Annotated in this window: 17 protein-coding genes and 1 tRNA gene; 3 read left to right on the forward strand and 15 right to left on the reverse strand. The window is 71.7% G+C overall.

The annotated features are described in order from the left end of the window. Positions 1 to 5 precede the first annotated feature (5 nt). The 10 genes from PSEJ31_RS0106045 to rnd all read right to left on the reverse strand — a co-directional run bounded on the left by PSEJ31_RS0106045 (position 6) and on the right by rnd (position 8,446). The gene (locus PSEJ31_RS0106045) at positions 6 to 593 is read right to left on the reverse strand and encodes an NERD domain-containing protein (RefSeq protein ID WP_028914937.1); all 588 of its coding nucleotides are present in this window, start codon (positions 591 to 593) and stop codon (positions 6 to 8) included. Then, positions 590 to 1,081 (reverse strand): hypothetical protein, encoded by a 492-nt coding sequence (locus PSEJ31_RS0106050; protein WP_037034649.1) that lies wholly within the window; start codon positions 1,079 to 1,081, stop codon positions 590 to 592. The genes PSEJ31_RS0106045 and PSEJ31_RS0106050 overlap by 4 nt, the downstream gene beginning before the upstream one ends. Then, complete coding sequence (locus PSEJ31_RS0106055) at positions 1,078 to 2,004, reverse strand: nucleotidyl transferase AbiEii/AbiGii toxin family protein (protein WP_019397543.1); 927 nt, start codon at positions 2,002 to 2,004, stop codon at positions 1,078 to 1,080. Before PSEJ31_RS0106055 ends, PSEJ31_RS0106050 begins: the two co-directional genes overlap by 4 nt. Beyond that, on the reverse strand, positions 2,001 to 2,636 hold the full coding sequence (locus PSEJ31_RS0106060) for an AbiEi antitoxin N-terminal domain-containing protein (RefSeq protein ID WP_232210985.1): 636 nt from the start codon (positions 2,634 to 2,636) through the stop codon (positions 2,001 to 2,003). The genes PSEJ31_RS0106055 and PSEJ31_RS0106060 overlap by 4 nt, the downstream gene beginning before the upstream one ends. A 311-nt stretch (positions 2,637 to 2,947) precedes the next feature. Further along, positions 2,948 to 3,023 (reverse strand) — tRNA-Ala (locus PSEJ31_RS0106065). Positions 3,024 to 3,108: 85 nt separating this feature from the next. Continuing rightward, positions 3,109 to 3,726 carry a DUF2894 domain-containing protein gene (locus tag PSEJ31_RS0106070; RefSeq protein ID WP_037034699.1) on the reverse strand — a complete coding sequence of 206 codons (618 nt, stop codon included), beginning with the start codon at positions 3,724 to 3,726 and terminating at the stop codon, positions 3,109 to 3,111. Further along, complete coding sequence (locus PSEJ31_RS0106075; protein ID WP_019399674.1) at positions 3,716 to 4,366, reverse strand: OmpA family protein; 651 nt, start codon at positions 4,364 to 4,366, stop codon at positions 3,716 to 3,718. Before PSEJ31_RS0106075 ends, PSEJ31_RS0106070 begins: the two co-directional genes overlap by 11 nt. Beyond that, positions 4,363 to 6,441, reverse strand: coding sequence for a DUF802 domain-containing protein (locus PSEJ31_RS0106080; protein WP_028914941.1), 2,079 nt, complete (start codon positions 6,439 to 6,441; stop codon positions 4,363 to 4,365). Before PSEJ31_RS0106080 ends, PSEJ31_RS0106075 begins: the two co-directional genes overlap by 4 nt. Continuing rightward, on the reverse strand, positions 6,422 to 7,126 hold the full coding sequence (locus PSEJ31_RS0106085; protein ID WP_028914942.1) for a DUF3348 domain-containing protein: 705 nt from the start codon (positions 7,124 to 7,126) through the stop codon (positions 6,422 to 6,424). The genes PSEJ31_RS0106080 and PSEJ31_RS0106085 overlap by 20 nt, the downstream gene beginning before the upstream one ends. A gap of 225 nt (positions 7,127 to 7,351) precedes the next feature. Next, positions 7,352 to 8,446, reverse strand: a complete 1,095-nt coding sequence (gene rnd, locus PSEJ31_RS0106090; protein WP_019399671.1) for a ribonuclease D — start codon at positions 8,444 to 8,446, stop codon at positions 7,352 to 7,354. Positions 8,447 to 8,544: 98 nt separating this feature from the next. Between rnd and PSEJ31_RS0106095 the strand changes: the two genes are divergently transcribed. Further along, complete coding sequence (locus PSEJ31_RS0106095) at positions 8,545 to 10,425, forward strand: SUMF1/EgtB/PvdO family nonheme iron enzyme (RefSeq protein ID WP_232210986.1); 1,881 nt, start codon at positions 8,545 to 8,547, stop codon at positions 10,423 to 10,425. A gap of 19 nt (positions 10,426 to 10,444) precedes the next feature. Continuing rightward, positions 10,445 to 11,335: a M48 family metallopeptidase gene (locus tag PSEJ31_RS0106100; RefSeq protein WP_026010306.1), complete on the forward strand. Its 891-nt coding sequence runs from the start codon at positions 10,445 to 10,447 to the stop codon at positions 11,333 to 11,335. An 18-nt stretch (positions 11,336 to 11,353) separates the two neighbouring features. Here PSEJ31_RS0106100 and phaR read toward each other — a convergent pair whose 3' ends face one another. The 3 genes from phaR to gluQRS form a co-directional block, all read right to left on the reverse strand. Continuing rightward, positions 11,354 to 11,851, reverse strand: coding sequence for a polyhydroxyalkanoate synthesis repressor PhaR (phaR, locus tag PSEJ31_RS0106105; RefSeq protein ID WP_019397662.1), 498 nt, complete (start codon positions 11,849 to 11,851; stop codon positions 11,354 to 11,356). A gap of 86 nt (positions 11,852 to 11,937) precedes the next feature. Further along, positions 11,938 to 12,678: an acetoacetyl-CoA reductase gene (phbB, locus tag PSEJ31_RS0106110; RefSeq protein WP_026010305.1), complete on the reverse strand. Its 741-nt coding sequence runs from the start codon at positions 12,676 to 12,678 to the stop codon at positions 11,938 to 11,940. A gap of 24 nt (positions 12,679 to 12,702) precedes the next feature. Then, positions 12,703 to 13,626: a tRNA glutamyl-Q(34) synthetase GluQRS gene (gluQRS, locus tag PSEJ31_RS0106115; RefSeq protein WP_028914944.1), complete on the reverse strand. Its 924-nt coding sequence runs from the start codon at positions 13,624 to 13,626 to the stop codon at positions 12,703 to 12,705. Between the two features lie 92 nt (positions 13,627 to 13,718). Between gluQRS and htpX the strand changes: the two genes are divergently transcribed. Beyond that, positions 13,719 to 14,594, forward strand: coding sequence for a protease HtpX (htpX, locus tag PSEJ31_RS0106120; RefSeq protein ID WP_026010304.1), 876 nt, complete (start codon positions 13,719 to 13,721; stop codon positions 14,592 to 14,594). A gap of 71 nt (positions 14,595 to 14,665) precedes the next feature. On the opposite strand, the gene PSEJ31_RS15755 is transcribed toward htpX, so the two are convergent. Both PSEJ31_RS15755 and PSEJ31_RS0106130 read right to left on the reverse strand, forming a co-directional pair. Continuing rightward, on the reverse strand, positions 14,666 to 15,079 hold the full coding sequence (locus tag PSEJ31_RS15755) for an MliC family protein (protein ID WP_084220816.1): 414 nt from the start codon (positions 15,077 to 15,079) through the stop codon (positions 14,666 to 14,668). Beyond that, complete coding sequence (locus PSEJ31_RS0106130) at positions 15,076 to 15,642, reverse strand: type 1 glutamine amidotransferase domain-containing protein (protein ID WP_019397657.1); 567 nt, start codon at positions 15,640 to 15,642, stop codon at positions 15,076 to 15,078. Before PSEJ31_RS0106130 ends, PSEJ31_RS15755 begins: the two co-directional genes overlap by 4 nt. Positions 15,643 to 15,677 lie beyond the last annotated feature (35 nt).

Below are 15,677 nucleotides of genomic sequence, written 5' to 3' on the forward strand. Positions count from 1 at the left end.
TTGGCTTACTTGTCGAGAGACCAGCCGGAGGCCTTGATCAGCTGCAGAACCCGTCCGACTTGGGATGAGGCCGGAGTGGTATCGATGAACGGGAAGAGTTCCTTCAGCATGTCGCCGAAGGTCAAGATCTCGATGGGGTTACCGCCGAGATGCTCACGAAACGTCGCGTTGTCCTGCCAGGCCGATCGGCTGCCGATGACTTTCGTGACGGCCGTGATGTAGGTGAACGAGGACGATCCCGTCAGCTCGGCGACCGTCGCCCTGAACGCCGTTGCCCATTTCTCCTTGGTCAGCTCGCGAAATCCGCGCCACGCTTCGCGCCCCGAGACCACCTTGTTTTTCGCGATGGCGTCGATCCAGTATTCGGGACGAAAGCCACTCTGCCAGCTCTTGCAGCTCACCACGATCACCCGACGCGCGCCGTCGAGTCGCGGGTGGATGCCGATCACGTCGATGTCGCTGTGCACGGCGTCCTGGCGAGTGTCGTACTCCGCGTGATCGCCGGCAGGGCGGAACTTGATGTTGTGCCTGGTGAAGTACCCTTTGTGCTGCAGGTACTCGTCCACCATTTGTTCGAGGATGTCTTCTTTCATTCCTGTTCGCCCTCGCGATCGATCATCCGTTGGTTGGAGAATCCCTCAAACTCGGGCTGGAGGCGGCACTGCAGGAACGCTTCGAGCAGGTTGAGTACGTGGATGCCGAGCACCGCATCGAGGATGAAGTTCACCCGATCGGTGTGCTCCCTGATCCAGCCGGGGACGTTCGTCTCGTTCAGGCCGGCGACGCCGATGCGCTCGCCGTGTTTGATCAACGATGCTGCCAGGGTGCTCTTCGCGCTGCCGGCGTTGTAGTGTTGAGCCGTGTAGCGGGCAGCGCTGTTGGGGCCGACCTTCCCGACCTTCAGCACATGCTGCCCGAACGCGAAGACGTAGACGGCCATCTTGCCGGGCGGTAGCGGCTTGGGCGGCACATGCGGCGCAGGGCGTCGATCGATCGCGATGGCATCGGGCGCCAACGAGACGCCGGCCATGCCGGCGACACGGCGAAAATCCTCCAAGAGCAGATCCGGATTCCAGGTCATCGGCCAGATTCCTCGGTGCTCGGCGTCCACCCGCTATCTGCACGCCACGCCAGCGGAAAAGCGGCAGCTTGCCGTAGCGCGTCCAGCGGGAATGACAGGAACGCACGCAGCCCGGCAATGACCTCGGAAAGCTGAAGCTCGACCAAAGCATTCTTCCTCAGAAATGCCTGCCATTGGGTCTGCTTCTGCCGATCCTGAGCGAATTCGTCACTTAAGCCGAAGGGGACGCCGTCCGGCAGCGGCGTCCTGCGGCGCTCGAAGGTGGCGTGGATCGCCTTGGACAGGAGCGCGCCGTCGAATTCGCTGTGGCGCGACAAGATCCAGAGGTCGAAGTAATCCTTCATGCGGCTATTGGCGATGCCGAGTGACACCAGCGCCTCCAGTTTCTCGGCGACGACCGTGTAGCGGGGGTAGGCACGCAGCTTCGGGGCAGGCATGTCCGGCAGCATCACCGGGTAATCGACAGCCTCGGGGCCGGGTGTCACGGCGTCACCGAAACCCACGTCGACCTGCACGTGGCATCGGGCACCGTCCAACAGTCCGAGGAGCGTGACCCGGACACCGGAGTAGTTGGCTTCCTTGCGGATCTCCTCCGCGTGTACCGAGTCGGCTTGGAAGCGTATGCCGTCGTCCAGTTCCACCGCACAGATCTCCCGAAACGCCGCCTCGACATGCGGAATCTCGGCCGAGCCGAAGCCCAGCAGGTCGGCGTCGCGTGTCGGACGATGCGGGATGTCGAACCACAGGTCGAACAGTAACGCCCCCTTCAGGAGAAAATGGTCGGCATGAGCCGAGACGCTCAGGCGATACAGGAGCCGCTCCAAGGCGTAGCGGGTGAGGACGAGGTTGAAGTCCTGCTTGTCGGTGCGGGCCTTGACGAGCAGTCGCGCGCGGACCGAGGCGGCGGTGTTCCGTTTGCTCACGTCAGACTCTCCAGGTAGGGCCGCATCACATTGGCCACTCGGCACAGCTCAGCAAAGCGCCACAGCTCATCCATGCTGACACGCTTGGCGCGCCAGGCTTCCTGCAGCGCCTCCAGCGCGACATCGAGGCCGATCTTGTTGCGGAACTTGAAGCAGTCGGCCACCGTCCGGGCGACGTTGGTCACGCGCACCGGCACACCATCGACGGAGTGTTCCTCGATCCCCTCCGTCAGCGCTGTGCCGGTGAAGCGCACGATGCGCAGCGGGGGATAATCCATCTTGGGCGCGCGGGCCTTGTTCGGGATGGCCAGCCAGACCTCGAACGGCGACTGTGTGGTGAGTTCGTGCACGCGCAGTGCCGACAGCAGGCAGACGATGGCCTGCGGGTGTTTGCGTGCCACTTCGGCCAGCGCGCCGTGCTCCGAGACGGGCCGGTCCGGAATCGCATACAGGCCCCGTCCCACGCGCTGGAGCAGCCCTTGCCGCACCAGCCGCGTGAGAGCGACAGTGGGTAGCCCGCGCTCATTGAGATCACGTGGGCGAATAAGGCCGCGCTGGGCGGCAAGTTCCAGAATGCTCTGGTGTGAACTGCCCATGCCGTCATAATGTTGCGGAACGTCGGTAGTTGTCAATAATTACCGACAAAACACAACGATCATGGTTTCCTGTGCCTGCCGATGCTGCAATCAAACCGCTTGATTCGTCCGCGCGTAAGCCATTGATCTGTATGGTGTCGCGTTGTGGCCTTTGCGGACTTCGTGCCAGTTTCAGCGAGCGAGGCCGGAGAGAAAAACGGCGAGAGAGAGTGGAAGGTGGCCCCGGACGGTGCCATAGGCCGGATGCCGAAGTCCGCAGGCTTCCGCAGGAATCCCCGCGAACACGCGGGAGTCGGCGCGATCGGGCAAGAAAAAACCCCAACCGAGAACGGTTGGGGTTTTGTTATTGGTGGAGCCAGGGAGGATCGAACTCCCGACCTCGTCATTGCGAACGACGCGCTCTCCCAGCTGAGCTATGGCCCCACGGTGACGGTGACGTCAGGGCGCGCATTCTAGCGCGGCCTTTGCGGTTCGCCAAGCCTCCCCGCGCAGGAAACCGCCGATGCGTTCAATCCGCGGTGGCGGCGCGCTTGCGGCTGCGCTTGCGCGCCGGCGCGGCGGCCTTTTCCGCGGGCCGTGCCGGCGGTGGGTCGACCTGGCCGATCCAGGCCAGGGTGTCCAGGTGGGCGAGGAAGTGGCGCAGGTACTGCGGCGACAGCTGCCCCATCAGGTTCAGCGCGCGGTACACCAGCTTGCCGGAGTTGAGCGGGCCGGCGTCCTCGGGCAGGTCCTGCAGCGAGCGCCGCAGCTGGCTCTCGCTGCGTACCTGCGCCCACAACCGGCGCAGCTCGCCGAGCACGGCCATTTCCTGCACCTCGCCGGAGGCGGTGGTGCCGTGGCGCTGGCGGGCGATGCCGTCCAGCTGCGCGACAAGTTCCGCCAGCGGCCCCGGTGTGGGCGCCGCCGGCGGGGCGGGCGCGGGCGCGGGCGCAACCGCGTCCAGCGCGGGGGCATAGCGCTCGACCAGGCGTGCCAGGCGCGCCTCGGTCCGCTCCCGCGCCAGGCCCTGCTGCGCCCGTGCGCGCCGCGCCAGCGCCTGCAGCGCGGCGAAGCGCAGCGGCTGGGTGCGGTCGGCGCCGGTGGCGCGCCAGCGCTCGAGGCGGGCCTGGATGTCCTCAGTCGGCATCGGCGGCACCGGCGGTGCGCACGGGACGGGGCACGGGCGCGATTTCCACGCGGCGGTTGCGCGCGCGTCCTTCCTCGTCGGCGTTGGAGCCGACCGGCTGGTGCTCGCCGAAGGCGGCGGCAAACACCGAGTCGGCCGGCACGCCTTCCTCGATCAGGGTGCGGGTCACGGTCAGCGCGCGCTGCGCCGACAGTTCCCAGTTGTCGGCGAAGCGGCGGTTGCCCTCGTGCACCGGACGGTCGTCGGTGAAGCCGCTGACCATCAGCACCTGCTCGCGCGCCTTGAGGTAGCCGGCCAGCGGCGCGGCCAGCGCGCGCAGGACCTGGCGGCCCTCCGGCTGCAGCTGGTCGGAATTGAGCGCGAACAGCACGTTGCCGCGGATGCCGATGCGGCCGTCGACCAGGGTGATGCGGCCGTCGGCCAGTGGCGCGGCCAGCGCCTGTTCCAGCGCCTGGCGCTGTTGCGCCTCGGCCTGGCGCTGGCGCACCGCCTCGTCCAGCCGCGCCGACAGCTGCAGCTGCACCCCGATCACGCAGACCAGGATCAGCACGAACACGCCCAGCAGCACCGCCATCAGGTCGGCGAACGCTGCCCAGACCGGCGCCGCCAGGCCGTCCTCTTCGCCGGCGTGCTCGATCATGCCGCGCTCCGCGCCGACAGGCGCTGCAGGTCCTCGACGATCTGCTTCTGGCTGAGCACGCCCAGGTCGATCACCTCGCGGGCCTGGGCCACGTAGTAGGCCAGCTGCTCCTCGCTACGCGCGGCGGCCTTCTCCAGCGCCGCCTCGATCTGCTGCATGCGCTCCACCAGCAGGGCATTGCCCTGGGCGAAGGCCTCGACCGCGGCGCCGAAGGCCTCGGCCAGGCTGGCGACCTCGGCGGCGCCGGCGGCCACCTGGGCGCCGGCTTCCTGAAGCTGCCCGCCGCGCGCCTGCACCTGCTCCTCGAAGCGGGCGCCGGTGCGCTCGAGCAGGGAGGCGGTGGACTCGACCAGCGATTCCAGCGCGGCGCGCTGCTCGCCGGAGGCGCGGTTCACGCCTTCCAGCAGCTGGCCGAACATGGCCATGTGCTGGCTGCGCTCCTCCAGCAGGGCGGTGTCGCGGGCCAGGCTTTCGGACAGCTGGCGGCGCACCTCGGTGATGACCTCGGCCGCGGCCCGCGGCGCCTCGGCGGCGGTGCGGGCCAGCTGCGAGATCTCGGCGATGGTGGCCTCGGCCTGGGCCTGGGTGCGCTCGCTGATCTGCGTGGCGGTGCTGGCCAGGGTGTCGCACACCGCCTGCTGGCGCGCCGCGGCCTGCTCGCCGGCCTGCTGCCACTGCTCGCGCAGGGCGGCGCCGGCATGCTCGAGGGTGGCGCTCCAGCGGGCCAGGCGTTCCTGCTCCTGGCTGGCGAAGGCGGCCTGCAGCTGCGCGTGCGCCTGCTCCAGCGAGTCCAGCAGGGCGGCGGACTGGCGCTCGATCGCGCCGGCGGCCTCGGCCAGCGCCTGGCGCTGCTGTTCGGTGGCGGCGCGGTTGGCCTCGTCCTGGCGCGCCAGCACCTGTTCCCAGCCGGCGGCCAGGCCGCTGCCGGCCTGTTCCAGCTGCGCGCCGATCCGCCCCACCAGGGTTTCGGCCTGCTGGCCCATGGCCTGGACCAGCTGCTCCTGGCCACCGCGCAGGTCCTGCAGCAGGGCCGCGCCGGCTTCGCGCTGGGCCTGCAGCGCCTGGCTCCACTGCGCGGCGATCTCCCCGCCCAGCGCGCGCAGGCTTTCGCCGGCGCCGTCCAGGTGCCGCTGCACCGCGCTGGTGACGCTGTCGCGGGTCGACTCGGCGTGGCCGGCGATCGCCGCCAGGGTCGATTCCAGCACCGGCTGCACCGCGGCGCGGGCCTCGCGCGCGCTTGCGGCCACGCTGTCGGACAGGGTGGCCTGGACCGAGCCGGCCAGCTCGCGGAAGGTGGCCTCGGTGCGGGCGTGGAAGGCCTCCTGTTGCGCCAGCTGGCGCTCGGCGCTGGCGGCCTCGCGCTGCTCCAGGGCGGCCGCCATCCGTTCCAGGCGTTCCACCAGGGCCGGCAGCAGCCCGGCCTGGGCCTGCAGCAGCTGCACCGTCTGTTCGCGCTGGTACGCCTGCGACCACGGGCGCAGCACGCCCGCGGCGGCGGCGTCCAGGCGCTGCGCGGCGCGCGCGCGGCCGCGCCGGCACAGCGCCGACAGCAGGCCCAGCGCGGCCGAAGCGGCCACGCCGGCGATCGAGGTGCCGAAGGCGAAGCCCAGGCCGCGCACCGGGGCGGCCAGCGCATCGCGGATCGCGTCCAGCTCGGCCGTGCCTTCCAGGGCCACGCCAGTGCCGCGCAACGTGGTCATCATGCCCAGCAGGGTGCCGAGCATGCCCAGCAGCACCAGCAGGCCGACCAGGTACGGCACCAGCGCCGGGCCCGGCAGTGGCAGGCGGCCGCCCTCGATGCGCAGGCGCACCGGCTCGCGCAGGCCCGGATCCAGCTGCGCCAGCCACGCTTCCAGGCTGGCCGGCGCGGCGTCCAGACCGTCCAGCGCGCGCTCCAGGCCGGTGGTGGCCTGGCGGTAGCGGCGCAGTTCCAGCGCGCCCAACAGGTAGAAGGCCAGCACCAGCAGGGTGAACAGCAGGGCCAGCGGGTGGCCGGCGGCATAGCCGGCGCCGATCCAGCACACCACGGCCAGGCCGGCGAGGAAGGTGGCCAGTTCAGGGAGGATTCGTTGCATGGGTTCCATCGGGGGCGGGGCCGAGGGCGGCAAGCAGGCCTTCGGCGGGTTGCAGGCGGATATCCAGTTCGGCGAGCAGCAGCTCGTGCATGTCGTGGCGGAAGCGTTCCAGCCAGGCGGGCGCCTCGGTCCCGGGCGCCTCGTCGCTGGCGGACAGCAGTTCCTGGAAGCGGTGTTCCAGCACCGCGGTGGCGCGGCCCAGCAGGCTGCGGGTGGGACGGGCCAGGGCCTGTTCCATCACCGCGTCCACCGCGGCCAGCCGCGCCAGGGCCGGGGAGCGGGCGGCCAGGCGCTGGCGCAGGGTCTCGCGCAAGCGTCCGCTGCCGCTTTCCAGCAGGTGCTGCAGGGCCATGTGCCGTTGCTGGAAGTAGCTCCATTCGAACGGTGGGCGCGGGCCTTCGGGCGGCGCGGCGAAGGCGCGGTCGCGGCCGATCGATTGCGCCAGCGCGGCGCGGGCCTCGGCCAGTTCCGCCGCCGCGTCCCCGGCCGGGGACACGGCCGCCGGGCCCGTGCCCGCCGGTGCGTCCAGCACCCGTGCCAGCGCCACCGCCTGCTTCCATTCCAGCCAGTGGCTCAGCAGCTGCGACAGCGGATGCGCTGGCGCGTCGGCCGCCGTGCCGGCCAGCTGGGCCAGCTGGCGGACGAAGCGGGGTCCGCTGGGGGTGGGGCGTGGCTGGGACTGCATCGGGCGGACGGTGTTCTCTCGACCGGGCGGGGCCGCAAGCCGCCGCGGGACCGGCGCGACGCCGGTGCGGGGCGGGCGGGGGATTCCTGCGGTGAGTGGCTCCGGCGCTGGCTGCGGGCCGGGACGCGGCCGGGACGCCGGCCCGGCCGGCGCCGCGGTCGGGGCCGCCGGGCGGCCCGGAACGGGCGGAGCCGGGGGCGCGGCCCGCCCGGAAAGGGGCGGATTCTAGCCCGCGGCGCCGGTGCGGGCCAGCAAGGGCTGCAGCACCGGCTCCAGTTCGCGCCGGCGCCAGCCCTGCAGGGGCTGCGGCCAGCTGCCGCTCTCCAGCAGGGCTTCCAGCTGCTTGCGCGAGGCCAGCACGCCGTCCGGCAGGCCCAGGTCGGCGCTGCGCCGGGCCACCGCGTCCTGCAGCCGGCGCACCGCGTTGCGGTCCGGCTCGGCGGCCACGGCCGGCATCTGCTCCTCGTCGGCCACGGCGGTGGTCAGGGCCTGCCACAGCGACTTGCCGAGCTTGCGCGGGGCCTTGGGCGTGGCCTCCAGGCGCGCCTGCAGGGCGGTGCCGTCGGCCGGCGGGTCGCGGGCCAGGTCCAGGGCCAGGTCGTTGTCCAGGATCCAGCTGCGGGGATGGTCCTGGGCGCGCGCCTGCTGCTCGCGCCAGCGGAGCAGGCGCAACAGCCGGCGCTGGCCGGCGGTATCGAGGAACTGCGCGGCGCGCAGGCCCAGGTGTGGCCACCGCTCCGGCTCGTCGTGCGCGGCCTGCTCGGCGGTGCGGGCCATGTCCTCCTCCAGCCAGGCCTCGCGGCCCAGCTCGCGCAGGCGGGCGAGGGTGGCCTGGTACAGCGCGTCGAGGTGGCGCACGTCGTCGGCGGCGTACTCCAGCTGGGCGGGGCTCAGCGGGCGCCGCATCCAGTCCGAGCGGGTCTCGCCCTTGGCCAGCGTGGTGCCGGTGACCTGGGCGACCAGGCGCTGGTAGCCCATGCCGGCGCCGAAGCCGGCCAGGGCCGCGGCCACCTGGGTGTCGTACATTGGCCGCGGCACGGTGCCGCAGGCGCAGCGGAAGGTGACCAGGTCCTCGCTGGCGCTGTGCATCACCTTGAGCACGTGGGGGGCGTCCAGCCAGGCGGCGATGGCCTCGGCCATGCCGGGGACGAGGGCGTCGACCAGGAGGACGTCGCCGTCCACGGCCATCTGCACCAGGGCCAGGCGTGGCCAGAAGGTGCGTTCGCGGATGAATTCGGTATCCAGGCCGATGCGGGAGGGCGCCGACTGCAGGCGGCGCAGCAGTTCGGCGGGCTGGTCGATCCAGAGGACTTCTGACACTTAGGGATTCCGGTCTTGCGTGGTCTTGCGCGTATTGGCTGGGATAGCCTAACGGCAAATCCGCCGGCGGGCGGCAGGTTTTTCTCCAGGGAGGCGTCTTGCGCGCGAGCGGTCGGGCATTGCTGTGGACGGGGATGCTGCTGGGCGTGGCCGCCTGCGGCGGCCCGCAGCCGCAGGACGCGGACGAGACTGCCGGCCAGGCCCCCGCCACCGCGCAGGCGCAGCCGGAAGCGCCGGACATCGCCCTGCCCAGGGTGACCGTCAGCGGCGACGAAAGCGCCCACGTGGTAGAGGCCTGGACCCCGCCGGCCGTGGAGATCGGCGAGGACGCCGACCGCCGTGCCCTGCGCCGGCAGGCCGAGGCCGCCCTGCGCGAGGGCCGGCTGTACGAGGATGCCGCGGCCGCCGCCCCGATCTACCTGGCCCTGTCGCGTACCGATCCGCAGGACCGGCAGGCCCGCGACGGCCTGCGCCGTACCACCACGGCGGTGCTGGCGGCCGCCGACCGCGCCCTGGCCGAGGCCGCCACCGATCCGCAGTCCGGCGCCCTGGAGCGTGCCGTCGCCCTGGCCGCGGTGGCGCGCACCCTGGATGCCGAGGATCGCCGGGTGCGCAGCCTGCAGCAGCGGGTGGAGCGCGCGCGGCGGGTGGCGGCGCTGGTGCGCGCCGGGCGCGAGGACCTGCGCGGCGGCCAGCTGGACGGGGCCCTGGCCTGGTTCCGCGAGGCCCTGGCGCTGGAGCCGCAGGACCGCGATGCGCGCCAGGGCCTGGGCGCGGTGGAAAGCGCCCTGGTCGACCGCGCCCAGGGCGAAGCCGACCGGCTCGAGTTCGACGCGGCCGCCGGCTGGCTGGAGCAGGCGGGCGCGGTGCGCGGCGACATGGCCGGGGCGGTGGCCGATGCGCGCGCGCGGATCGAGGCGCAGCGCGCGCGCGCGGTGGCCGGCCTGCGCGACGCCGCCCTGCGCGACCTGCTGCGCCCCAACGGCGTGCGCGACGCCCGCGTGCGCCTGGCCGAGGTGCTGCGCATCGCGCGCCCGGGCGACCCGGTGGCGGCGAACCTGCGCGAGCGCATCGACCTGGTCACCTACTACGGCCCGTTCCGCCCGGGCCAGGTGTTCACCGACGCCCTGGCCGACGGCAGCCGTGGCCCGCAGATGGTGGTGGTGCCGCATGGCGGCTTCCGCATGGGGGCGGAGGACACCGATCCACTGGCGTCCGATGCCGAGAAGCCGGCCCATTACGTGCGCTTCAACCGCGGTTTCGCGATGTCGCTGACCGAGGTGACGGTGGCCGAGTTCGGCCGCTTCGTGGCATCGGCCGGCGCGCGGCCGCGTGCCACCCGGCGCGGCAATTCCCTGGTCTACGACGAACGCAGCGGCAACTTCGTGCGCCGCAGCGGCGTGGACTGGCGTTCCGGCTACGACGGCCGCCCGGCCGACCCGGGCGATCCGGTGCTGCATGTCAGCGTGCGCGACGCCGAAGCCTATGCGGCCTGGCTGTCGGAGCAGACCGGGCGCCATTACCGGCTGCCCAGCGAGGCCGAGTTCGAGTACGCCCTGCGCGCCGGCAACCCGGGGCGCTACCCATGGGGCGATGCCGGCGTGCCGCCGCCGGACACCGGCAACTTCACCGGTGGCAACGACGTCTCGCCCGGCGGCCGTACCTGGAACAACGCCTTCGTCGGCTACGGCGACGGTTACTGGGGCGTGGCCCCTGCGGGTCGCTTCAAGCCCAATGCATGGGGCCTTCACGACCTGGCCGGCAATGTTTCCGAGTGGGTCGCCGACTGCTGGCATGCCAGCTACCGGCGCGCCCCGGCCGACGGTGCGCCCTGGTACAACCCCGGTTGCCGGGCGCGGGTGGTGCGTGGCGGTTCCTGGGCCGGTTCGCCGGCGCAGACCCGCTCGGCCTGGCGTTCGCGGGTGGATTCGGACGTGACCAGCGCGCGCATCGGCTTCCGCGTGGTGCGCAGCATCTAGGGCAGAGGAGGGGGGAGCGATGCGCATGGATCCTCACCGCGGGCAGGTCGCCCGCCGGCGCGGCGGCGGCCTGGGCGGAGGGCTGCGCCTGGTGGTGGTGCTGGCCTTCCTCGCCTACGGCGGCTGCTATTACCTGTCCAACCGCACCCAGGACCCGTACACCGGGCAGACGGTGCTGATCGACGCCAGCCTGGGCCCGGAGCAGGAACGCGCGCTGGGGCTGCAGGCCTACGAGGAGATCCTGGCGCAGGAGCCGCCGCTGCCACGCTCGGACCCGGCGGCGCAGCAGGTGGCGCGCATCGCCGCGCGGCTGATCGACAAGGTGGACGAGGTCACTGCGGAGCTGGCCGCGGCCAATGGCCTGGAGGCGCCGACCCACTGGCGGCAGTTCGAGTGGGACGTCAACGTGATTCCTTCCGACCAGGCCAACGCGTTCTGCCTGCCCGGCGGCAAGATGGCGGTCTATACAGGCCTGTTCCCGGTGGCACAGAGCGAGGACGCGCTGGCGGTGGTGATGGGCCACGAGATCGCCCACGCCCTGCTGCGCCACGGCGCGCAGCGGATGAGCCAGCAGAAGCTGGCGCAGATCGGGCAGATGGCCGGCGCCGCCGGCGGGCTGGACCCGCAACAGCAGCAGATGGTCATGGCGGCGATGGGCTACGGCTACCTGCTGCCGTATGCGCGCACCCACGAGACCCAGGCCGACGAGGTCGGGCTGATGCTGGCGGCGGCCGCCTGTTACGACCCGAACGCGGCGATCGGGCTGTGGGAGCGGATGTCCGGCGCCTCCGGCGGGCAGGCGCCGCCGGAGTTCGCTTCCACCCACCCGAACCCGGGCACGCGCATCCAGACCCTGCAGGCGCTGATGCCCAGGGCCATGGAGTACCGGGAGAGGTTCTGCCGGCAGTGACGCCGGCAGCGGGCGACCTTAGCGGCGGGTCTTGCCGGGCGGGGTGGTGTCGCGCTCGCGGGGCGTGGTCGGGCGGCCGAGGCTGCCGGCCAGCCCGCGCTGGAACTCCTGCCACAGCTCCAGGTTGCGCTCGGTCAGCTGGTTCATGGCCGTCCACGGCGTCTGCCCCAGCAGGTTGCCCATCTGCTGGCGGAAGGTCTGCTGCTGCTCGAGGAACAGCTGCATGCTGCGCTCGAGGTAATTGCCCATGAAGCCCTGCAGCGAGTCGCCGTAGAAACGGATGATCTGGCTCAGCAGCTGGGTGGACAGCATGGGTTCGCCGTCCTGTTCCTGCTCGGCGATGATCTGCAGCAGGACTGAACGGGTCAGGTCCTCGCCGCTCTTGGCGTCACGGACCTCGAAGGACTCGCCGTCCAGGATCAGCTGGCGCACGTCCTCGATGGTGATGTAGCTGGAGATTTCGGTGTCGTACAGCCGGCGGTTCGGGTACTTCTTGATGATGCGGGTGGCAGCCATCTAGAGCGCTCACTCGGGTCTTCAACGTTGCCCGAGCATGGCGCACCGCAGCAGCGCATGCAACTGCCGCCCGTCCCCTTGACGGGCTACCAGCCCATGTGGTGGCCGCCGTTGATGTCCAGGTTGGAGCCGGTGATCCAGGCGGCCTCCTCGGCGACCAGGAAACCGACCGCGTAGGCGATTTCCTCGGGCCGGCCCAGGCGGCCGGTGGGGATGTCGGCCACGATCTTGGCGCGGACTTCCTCCGGCACCGCCATGACCATGTCGGTGGCCACGTAGCCGGGGGAAACGGTATTGACGGTGATGCCCAGCCTGGCGTTCTCGCGCGCCAGGGAGATGGTGAAGCCGTGCATGCCGGCCTTGGCCGCGGCGTAGTTGGCCTGGCCGTACTGGCCCTTGAGGCCGTTGATCGAGCTGATCTGGACGATCCGGCCCCACTTGCGCTCGCGCATGCCCTCGATCACCGGGCGGGTGACGTTGAACACCGAGTTGAGGTTGGTGTTGACCACCTCGTGCCACTGCTCGGCGCTCATGCGGTGGAAGGTGGTGTCGCGGGTGATGCCGGCGTTGTTGACCAGGATCTCGATCGGCCCTAGCGCCTGCTCGACCCCGCGCACCAGGGCGGCACCGCCCTCCGGGGTGCCGACGTCGCCGGGGACCAGGGTGATTTCGTAGCCGGCCTCGCGCATCTGCTGCTGCCAGGCCAGGGCCTTTTCCTCGTTGCGGTAATTGGTTGCGACGCGGTGGCCCATGTCCACCAGGCGCTTGCAGATGGCGGTGCCGATTCCGCCGGTTCCGCCGGTAACAAGTGCGACGCGACTGTTCATCAAGGCCCCTGCCGGGTGCCCCGGCTATTCAGACATGTCCGGCGAAGTTGTAGTGAGGGGCTGATGAAAGTGCAAGCGCGCCGGCAGCCTTGCACGATCGAAGTGCGAAATCGCGCGCCATAGCAGTGCATCCACCCGTTTTTCGCCCCGTAGCGGTGCCGGGTCCTGGCCCAGCAGGGTCCAGCAATGACGCAGTGCGGGAAGCGGATCCGCCGGATCGACCGGCAGCGCGGCGCTGGACTTGGACAGCTTGTGCCCGGAGGCGTCCAGCAGCAGGGGCAGGTGCAGGTAGCGCGGGGTGGGCAGGCCCAGCGCGCGCTGCAGGAGGATCTGGCGCGGGGTGGAATCGAGCAGGTCGGCACCGCGGACCACGTCGGTCACCCCCTGCTCGGCGTCGTCGACCACCACCGCCAGCTGGTACGCCCAGAACCCGTCGGCGCGCAGCAGGACGAAGTCGCCGACCTCCCGGTCCACGTCCTGGGCGAAGCGCCCCTGCAGGCCGTCCTCGAAGGCGACCTGGCTGCCGTCGGCCACCCGCAGCCGCACCGCCGGCCGCGGGCGCGGGGCGGCGGCGACGCAGCGGCGGTGGACTCCGCCGGCCGCGGCCAGGTCGCTGCGGCTGCAGGAGCAGGGGAAGGCCAGGCCGGCCTCGAGCAGGCGCTGCAGGGCGGCGCGGTACAGGGGCTCGCGCTCGCTCTGGCGCACCACCGGCAGGTCGGACTCCAGGCCGAAGGCCGACAGCGTGGCCAGCTGCGCCGCGGCGGCGCCCGGCACCTCGCGCGGGCGGTCCACGTCCTCGATCCGCACCAGCCACTGGCCGCCGGCAGCGCGCGCCAACAGCCAGCTGCCAAACGCGGCCAGCAGCGAGCCGGCGTGCAGCGGACCGGTGGGCGAGGGCGCGAAGCGGCCGCGGTAGGGAACGTCGGATGCCTGGGATGCCTGCGCCATCGCGCCATGGTCGCGGCCGGCCGCACTTGATTTCAAGCGTGGCCATGCCCATCTGCCCGGTGTCATCGACGCAACCCACCGGAGTCCGTTTCGTGTTTACCCGTATCGCGTTGTTCCTCGCGACCAACCTCGCCGTGCTGTTCCTGGCCAGCATCGTGATGTCGCTGCTGGGCGTCAGCCCGGACCAGATGGCCGGCCTGCTGGTACTCGGCGCGATGTTCGGCTTCGGCGGCTCGCTGGTCTCGCTGCTGACCTCCAAGTGGATGGCCAAGCGCGCCACCGGCGCCCACGTCATCACCCAGCCGCGCAGCGAGGCCGAGCGCTGGCTGGTCGATACCGTGCGCCGCCAGGCCCAGGCCGCCGGCATCGGCATGCCCGAGGTGGCGATCTACGATGCCCCGGAAATCAACGCCTTCGCCACCGGCGCCAACCGCAACAACGCGCTGGTGGCGGTGTCCACCGGCCTGCTGCGCAACATGAGCGCGGACGAGGCCGAGGCGGTGCTGGGCCACGAGATCGCGCACGTGGCCAACGGCGACATGGTGACCATGGCCCTGCTGCAGGGCGTGCTCAATACCTTCGTGATCGTGCTGGCGCGGGTGGTCGGCGGCATCGTCGACGGCTACCTGTCCGGCAACCGCGAGGGCGAGGGCCGCGGCATGGCCTACTTCGCCATCGTGCTGGTGCTGGAGATGGTGTTCGGCCTGTTCGCGACCATGATCGCGATGTGGTTCTCGCGCCGGCGCGAGTTCCGCGCCGACGCCGGCGGCGCGCAGCTGGCCGGCCGCCACAAGATGATCGCGGCGCTGGAGAAGCTGGCGCTCAACCACGGCCACAGCACCCTGCCGAACCAGATCGCCGCCTTCGGTATCGCCGGCGGCATGGGCGAGGGCCTGCGCCGGCTGTTCCTGAGCCATCCGCCGCTGGCGGAGCGGATCGCGGCGCTGCGCGCCTCGGCCGCCGCCTGAGGCGCCCGACCGCGGATGCAGGACGGCCCGCCATCCGGCGGGCCGTTGCGTCTGGGGGACTACGCCGGCGCTCAGCCCGTGCCGGCGGCGACCTCCTGGCACTGCCGGGCCTCCTGGCCGGACAGGGTCAGCGTCGCCCCGTCGCCCTTGTTCCAGAACTCGTTGCCGTTGGCGTCGGCGTAGCGCGCCCCGGAGGCGGAGCGGGCCTGCGGCAACACCAGTTCGCCGCGCTCGTGGGTCAGGGTGACGGTGCCGGCGCCGTTGTCGAAGCGGGCGGACAGGTGCTGTTCGCCGCACTGCCAGCGGCTTTCCACGACGCTTTCGTCGGGCATGCCGGGGCCGGCGGGGTCCATCCCGGTGGCCGCCGCGGCATCGGCCGCGGGACTGGCGGGCGGCGGCGCCTCCGCCGCGGGTCCGGCATCACGCTGGCACCCGGCCAGGACAAGTGCCAGCAACGGCGCAAGCGCGTACGCGGCGCGGGTCATGCCGAGCGCTCCTGGCCCTTGTGTCGGCCCTCGGCGATCTCCTCGACCAGCTTGGAGCAGAACGCCGGCAGGTCGTCGGGCGTGCGGCTGGTGACCAGGCCCTGGTCGACCACCACCTCGCGGTCGACCCAGCGCGCGCCGGCGTTCTGCAGGTCGCGCTGGATGTTGGGCACCGAAGTCAGTTCGCGGTCGCCGACCACGCCGGCGTCGGCCAGCACCCAGGGACCGTGGCAGATCGCGCCGACCGGCTTGCCGGCCTCGAAGAACGAGCGGGTAAAGCGGATCGCGTGCTCGTCGGCGCGCAGCGCGTCGGGATTGAACAGCCCGCCCGGGATCACCAGGGCGTCGTAGTCGGAGGCGTCGGCCTCGGCCACGGCCTGGTCCACCGCCACCGTGTCGCCCTTGTCGAAGTGGCGCATGCCCTGGATCTGCCCCTGCTCGGGCGAGACCACGTCCACCTCCGCGCCGTTGTCGCGCAGGGCGCGCAAGGGCTCGAGCAGTTCCGATTCCTCGAAACCGTTGCTGGCGAGGATGGCGACGCGCTTGCCGGTGAGCTTGCTCATGGGGGCTCCTGGGGTGGGGGAAGGGAGCGGACACC

The sequence above is a fragment of the Pseudoxanthomonas sp. J31 genome (assembly GCF_000510725.1).
Lineage (GTDB): Bacteria > Pseudomonadota > Gammaproteobacteria > Xanthomonadales > Xanthomonadaceae > Pseudoxanthomonas.

Coding starts and splice junctions, on each gene's coding strand:
- PSEJ31_RS0106070 (WP_037034699.1), bottom strand. CDS start 3,726: ATGCCGACTGAGGACATCCAGGCCCGCCTCGAGCGCTGGCGCGCCACC.
- PSEJ31_RS15755 (WP_084220816.1), bottom strand. CDS start 15,079: ATGACCCGCGCCGCGTACGCGCTTGCGCCGTTGCTGGCACTTGTCCTG.
- PSEJ31_RS0106050 (WP_037034649.1), bottom strand. CDS start 1,081: ATGACCTGGAATCCGGATCTGCTCTTGGAGGATTTTCGCCGTGTCGCC.
- PSEJ31_RS0106100 (WP_026010306.1), top strand. CDS start 10,445: ATGCGCATGGATCCTCACCGCGGGCAGGTCGCCCGCCGGCGCGGCGGC.
- phbB (WP_026010305.1), bottom strand. CDS start 12,678: ATGAACAGTCGCGTCGCACTTGTTACCGGCGGAACCGGCGGAATCGGC.
- PSEJ31_RS0106080 (WP_028914941.1), bottom strand. CDS start 6,441: ATGCAACGAATCCTCCCTGAACTGGCCACCTTCCTCGCCGGCCTGGCC.
- phaR (WP_019397662.1), bottom strand. CDS start 11,851: ATGGCTGCCACCCGCATCATCAAGAAGTACCCGAACCGCCGGCTGTAC.
- PSEJ31_RS0106075 (WP_019399674.1), bottom strand. CDS start 4,366: ATGATCGAGCACGCCGGCGAAGAGGACGGCCTGGCGGCGCCGGTCTGG.
- PSEJ31_RS0106130 (WP_019397657.1), bottom strand. CDS start 15,642: ATGAGCAAGCTCACCGGCAAGCGCGTCGCCATCCTCGCCAGCAACGGT.
- gluQRS (WP_028914944.1), bottom strand. CDS start 13,626: ATGGCGCAGGCATCCCAGGCATCCGACGTTCCCTACCGCGGCCGCTTC.
- PSEJ31_RS0106085 (WP_028914942.1), bottom strand. CDS start 7,126: ATGCAGTCCCAGCCACGCCCCACCCCCAGCGGACCCCGCTTCGTCCGC.
- PSEJ31_RS0106045 (WP_028914937.1), bottom strand. CDS start 593: ATGAAAGAAGACATCCTCGAACAAATGGTGGACGAGTACCTGCAGCAC.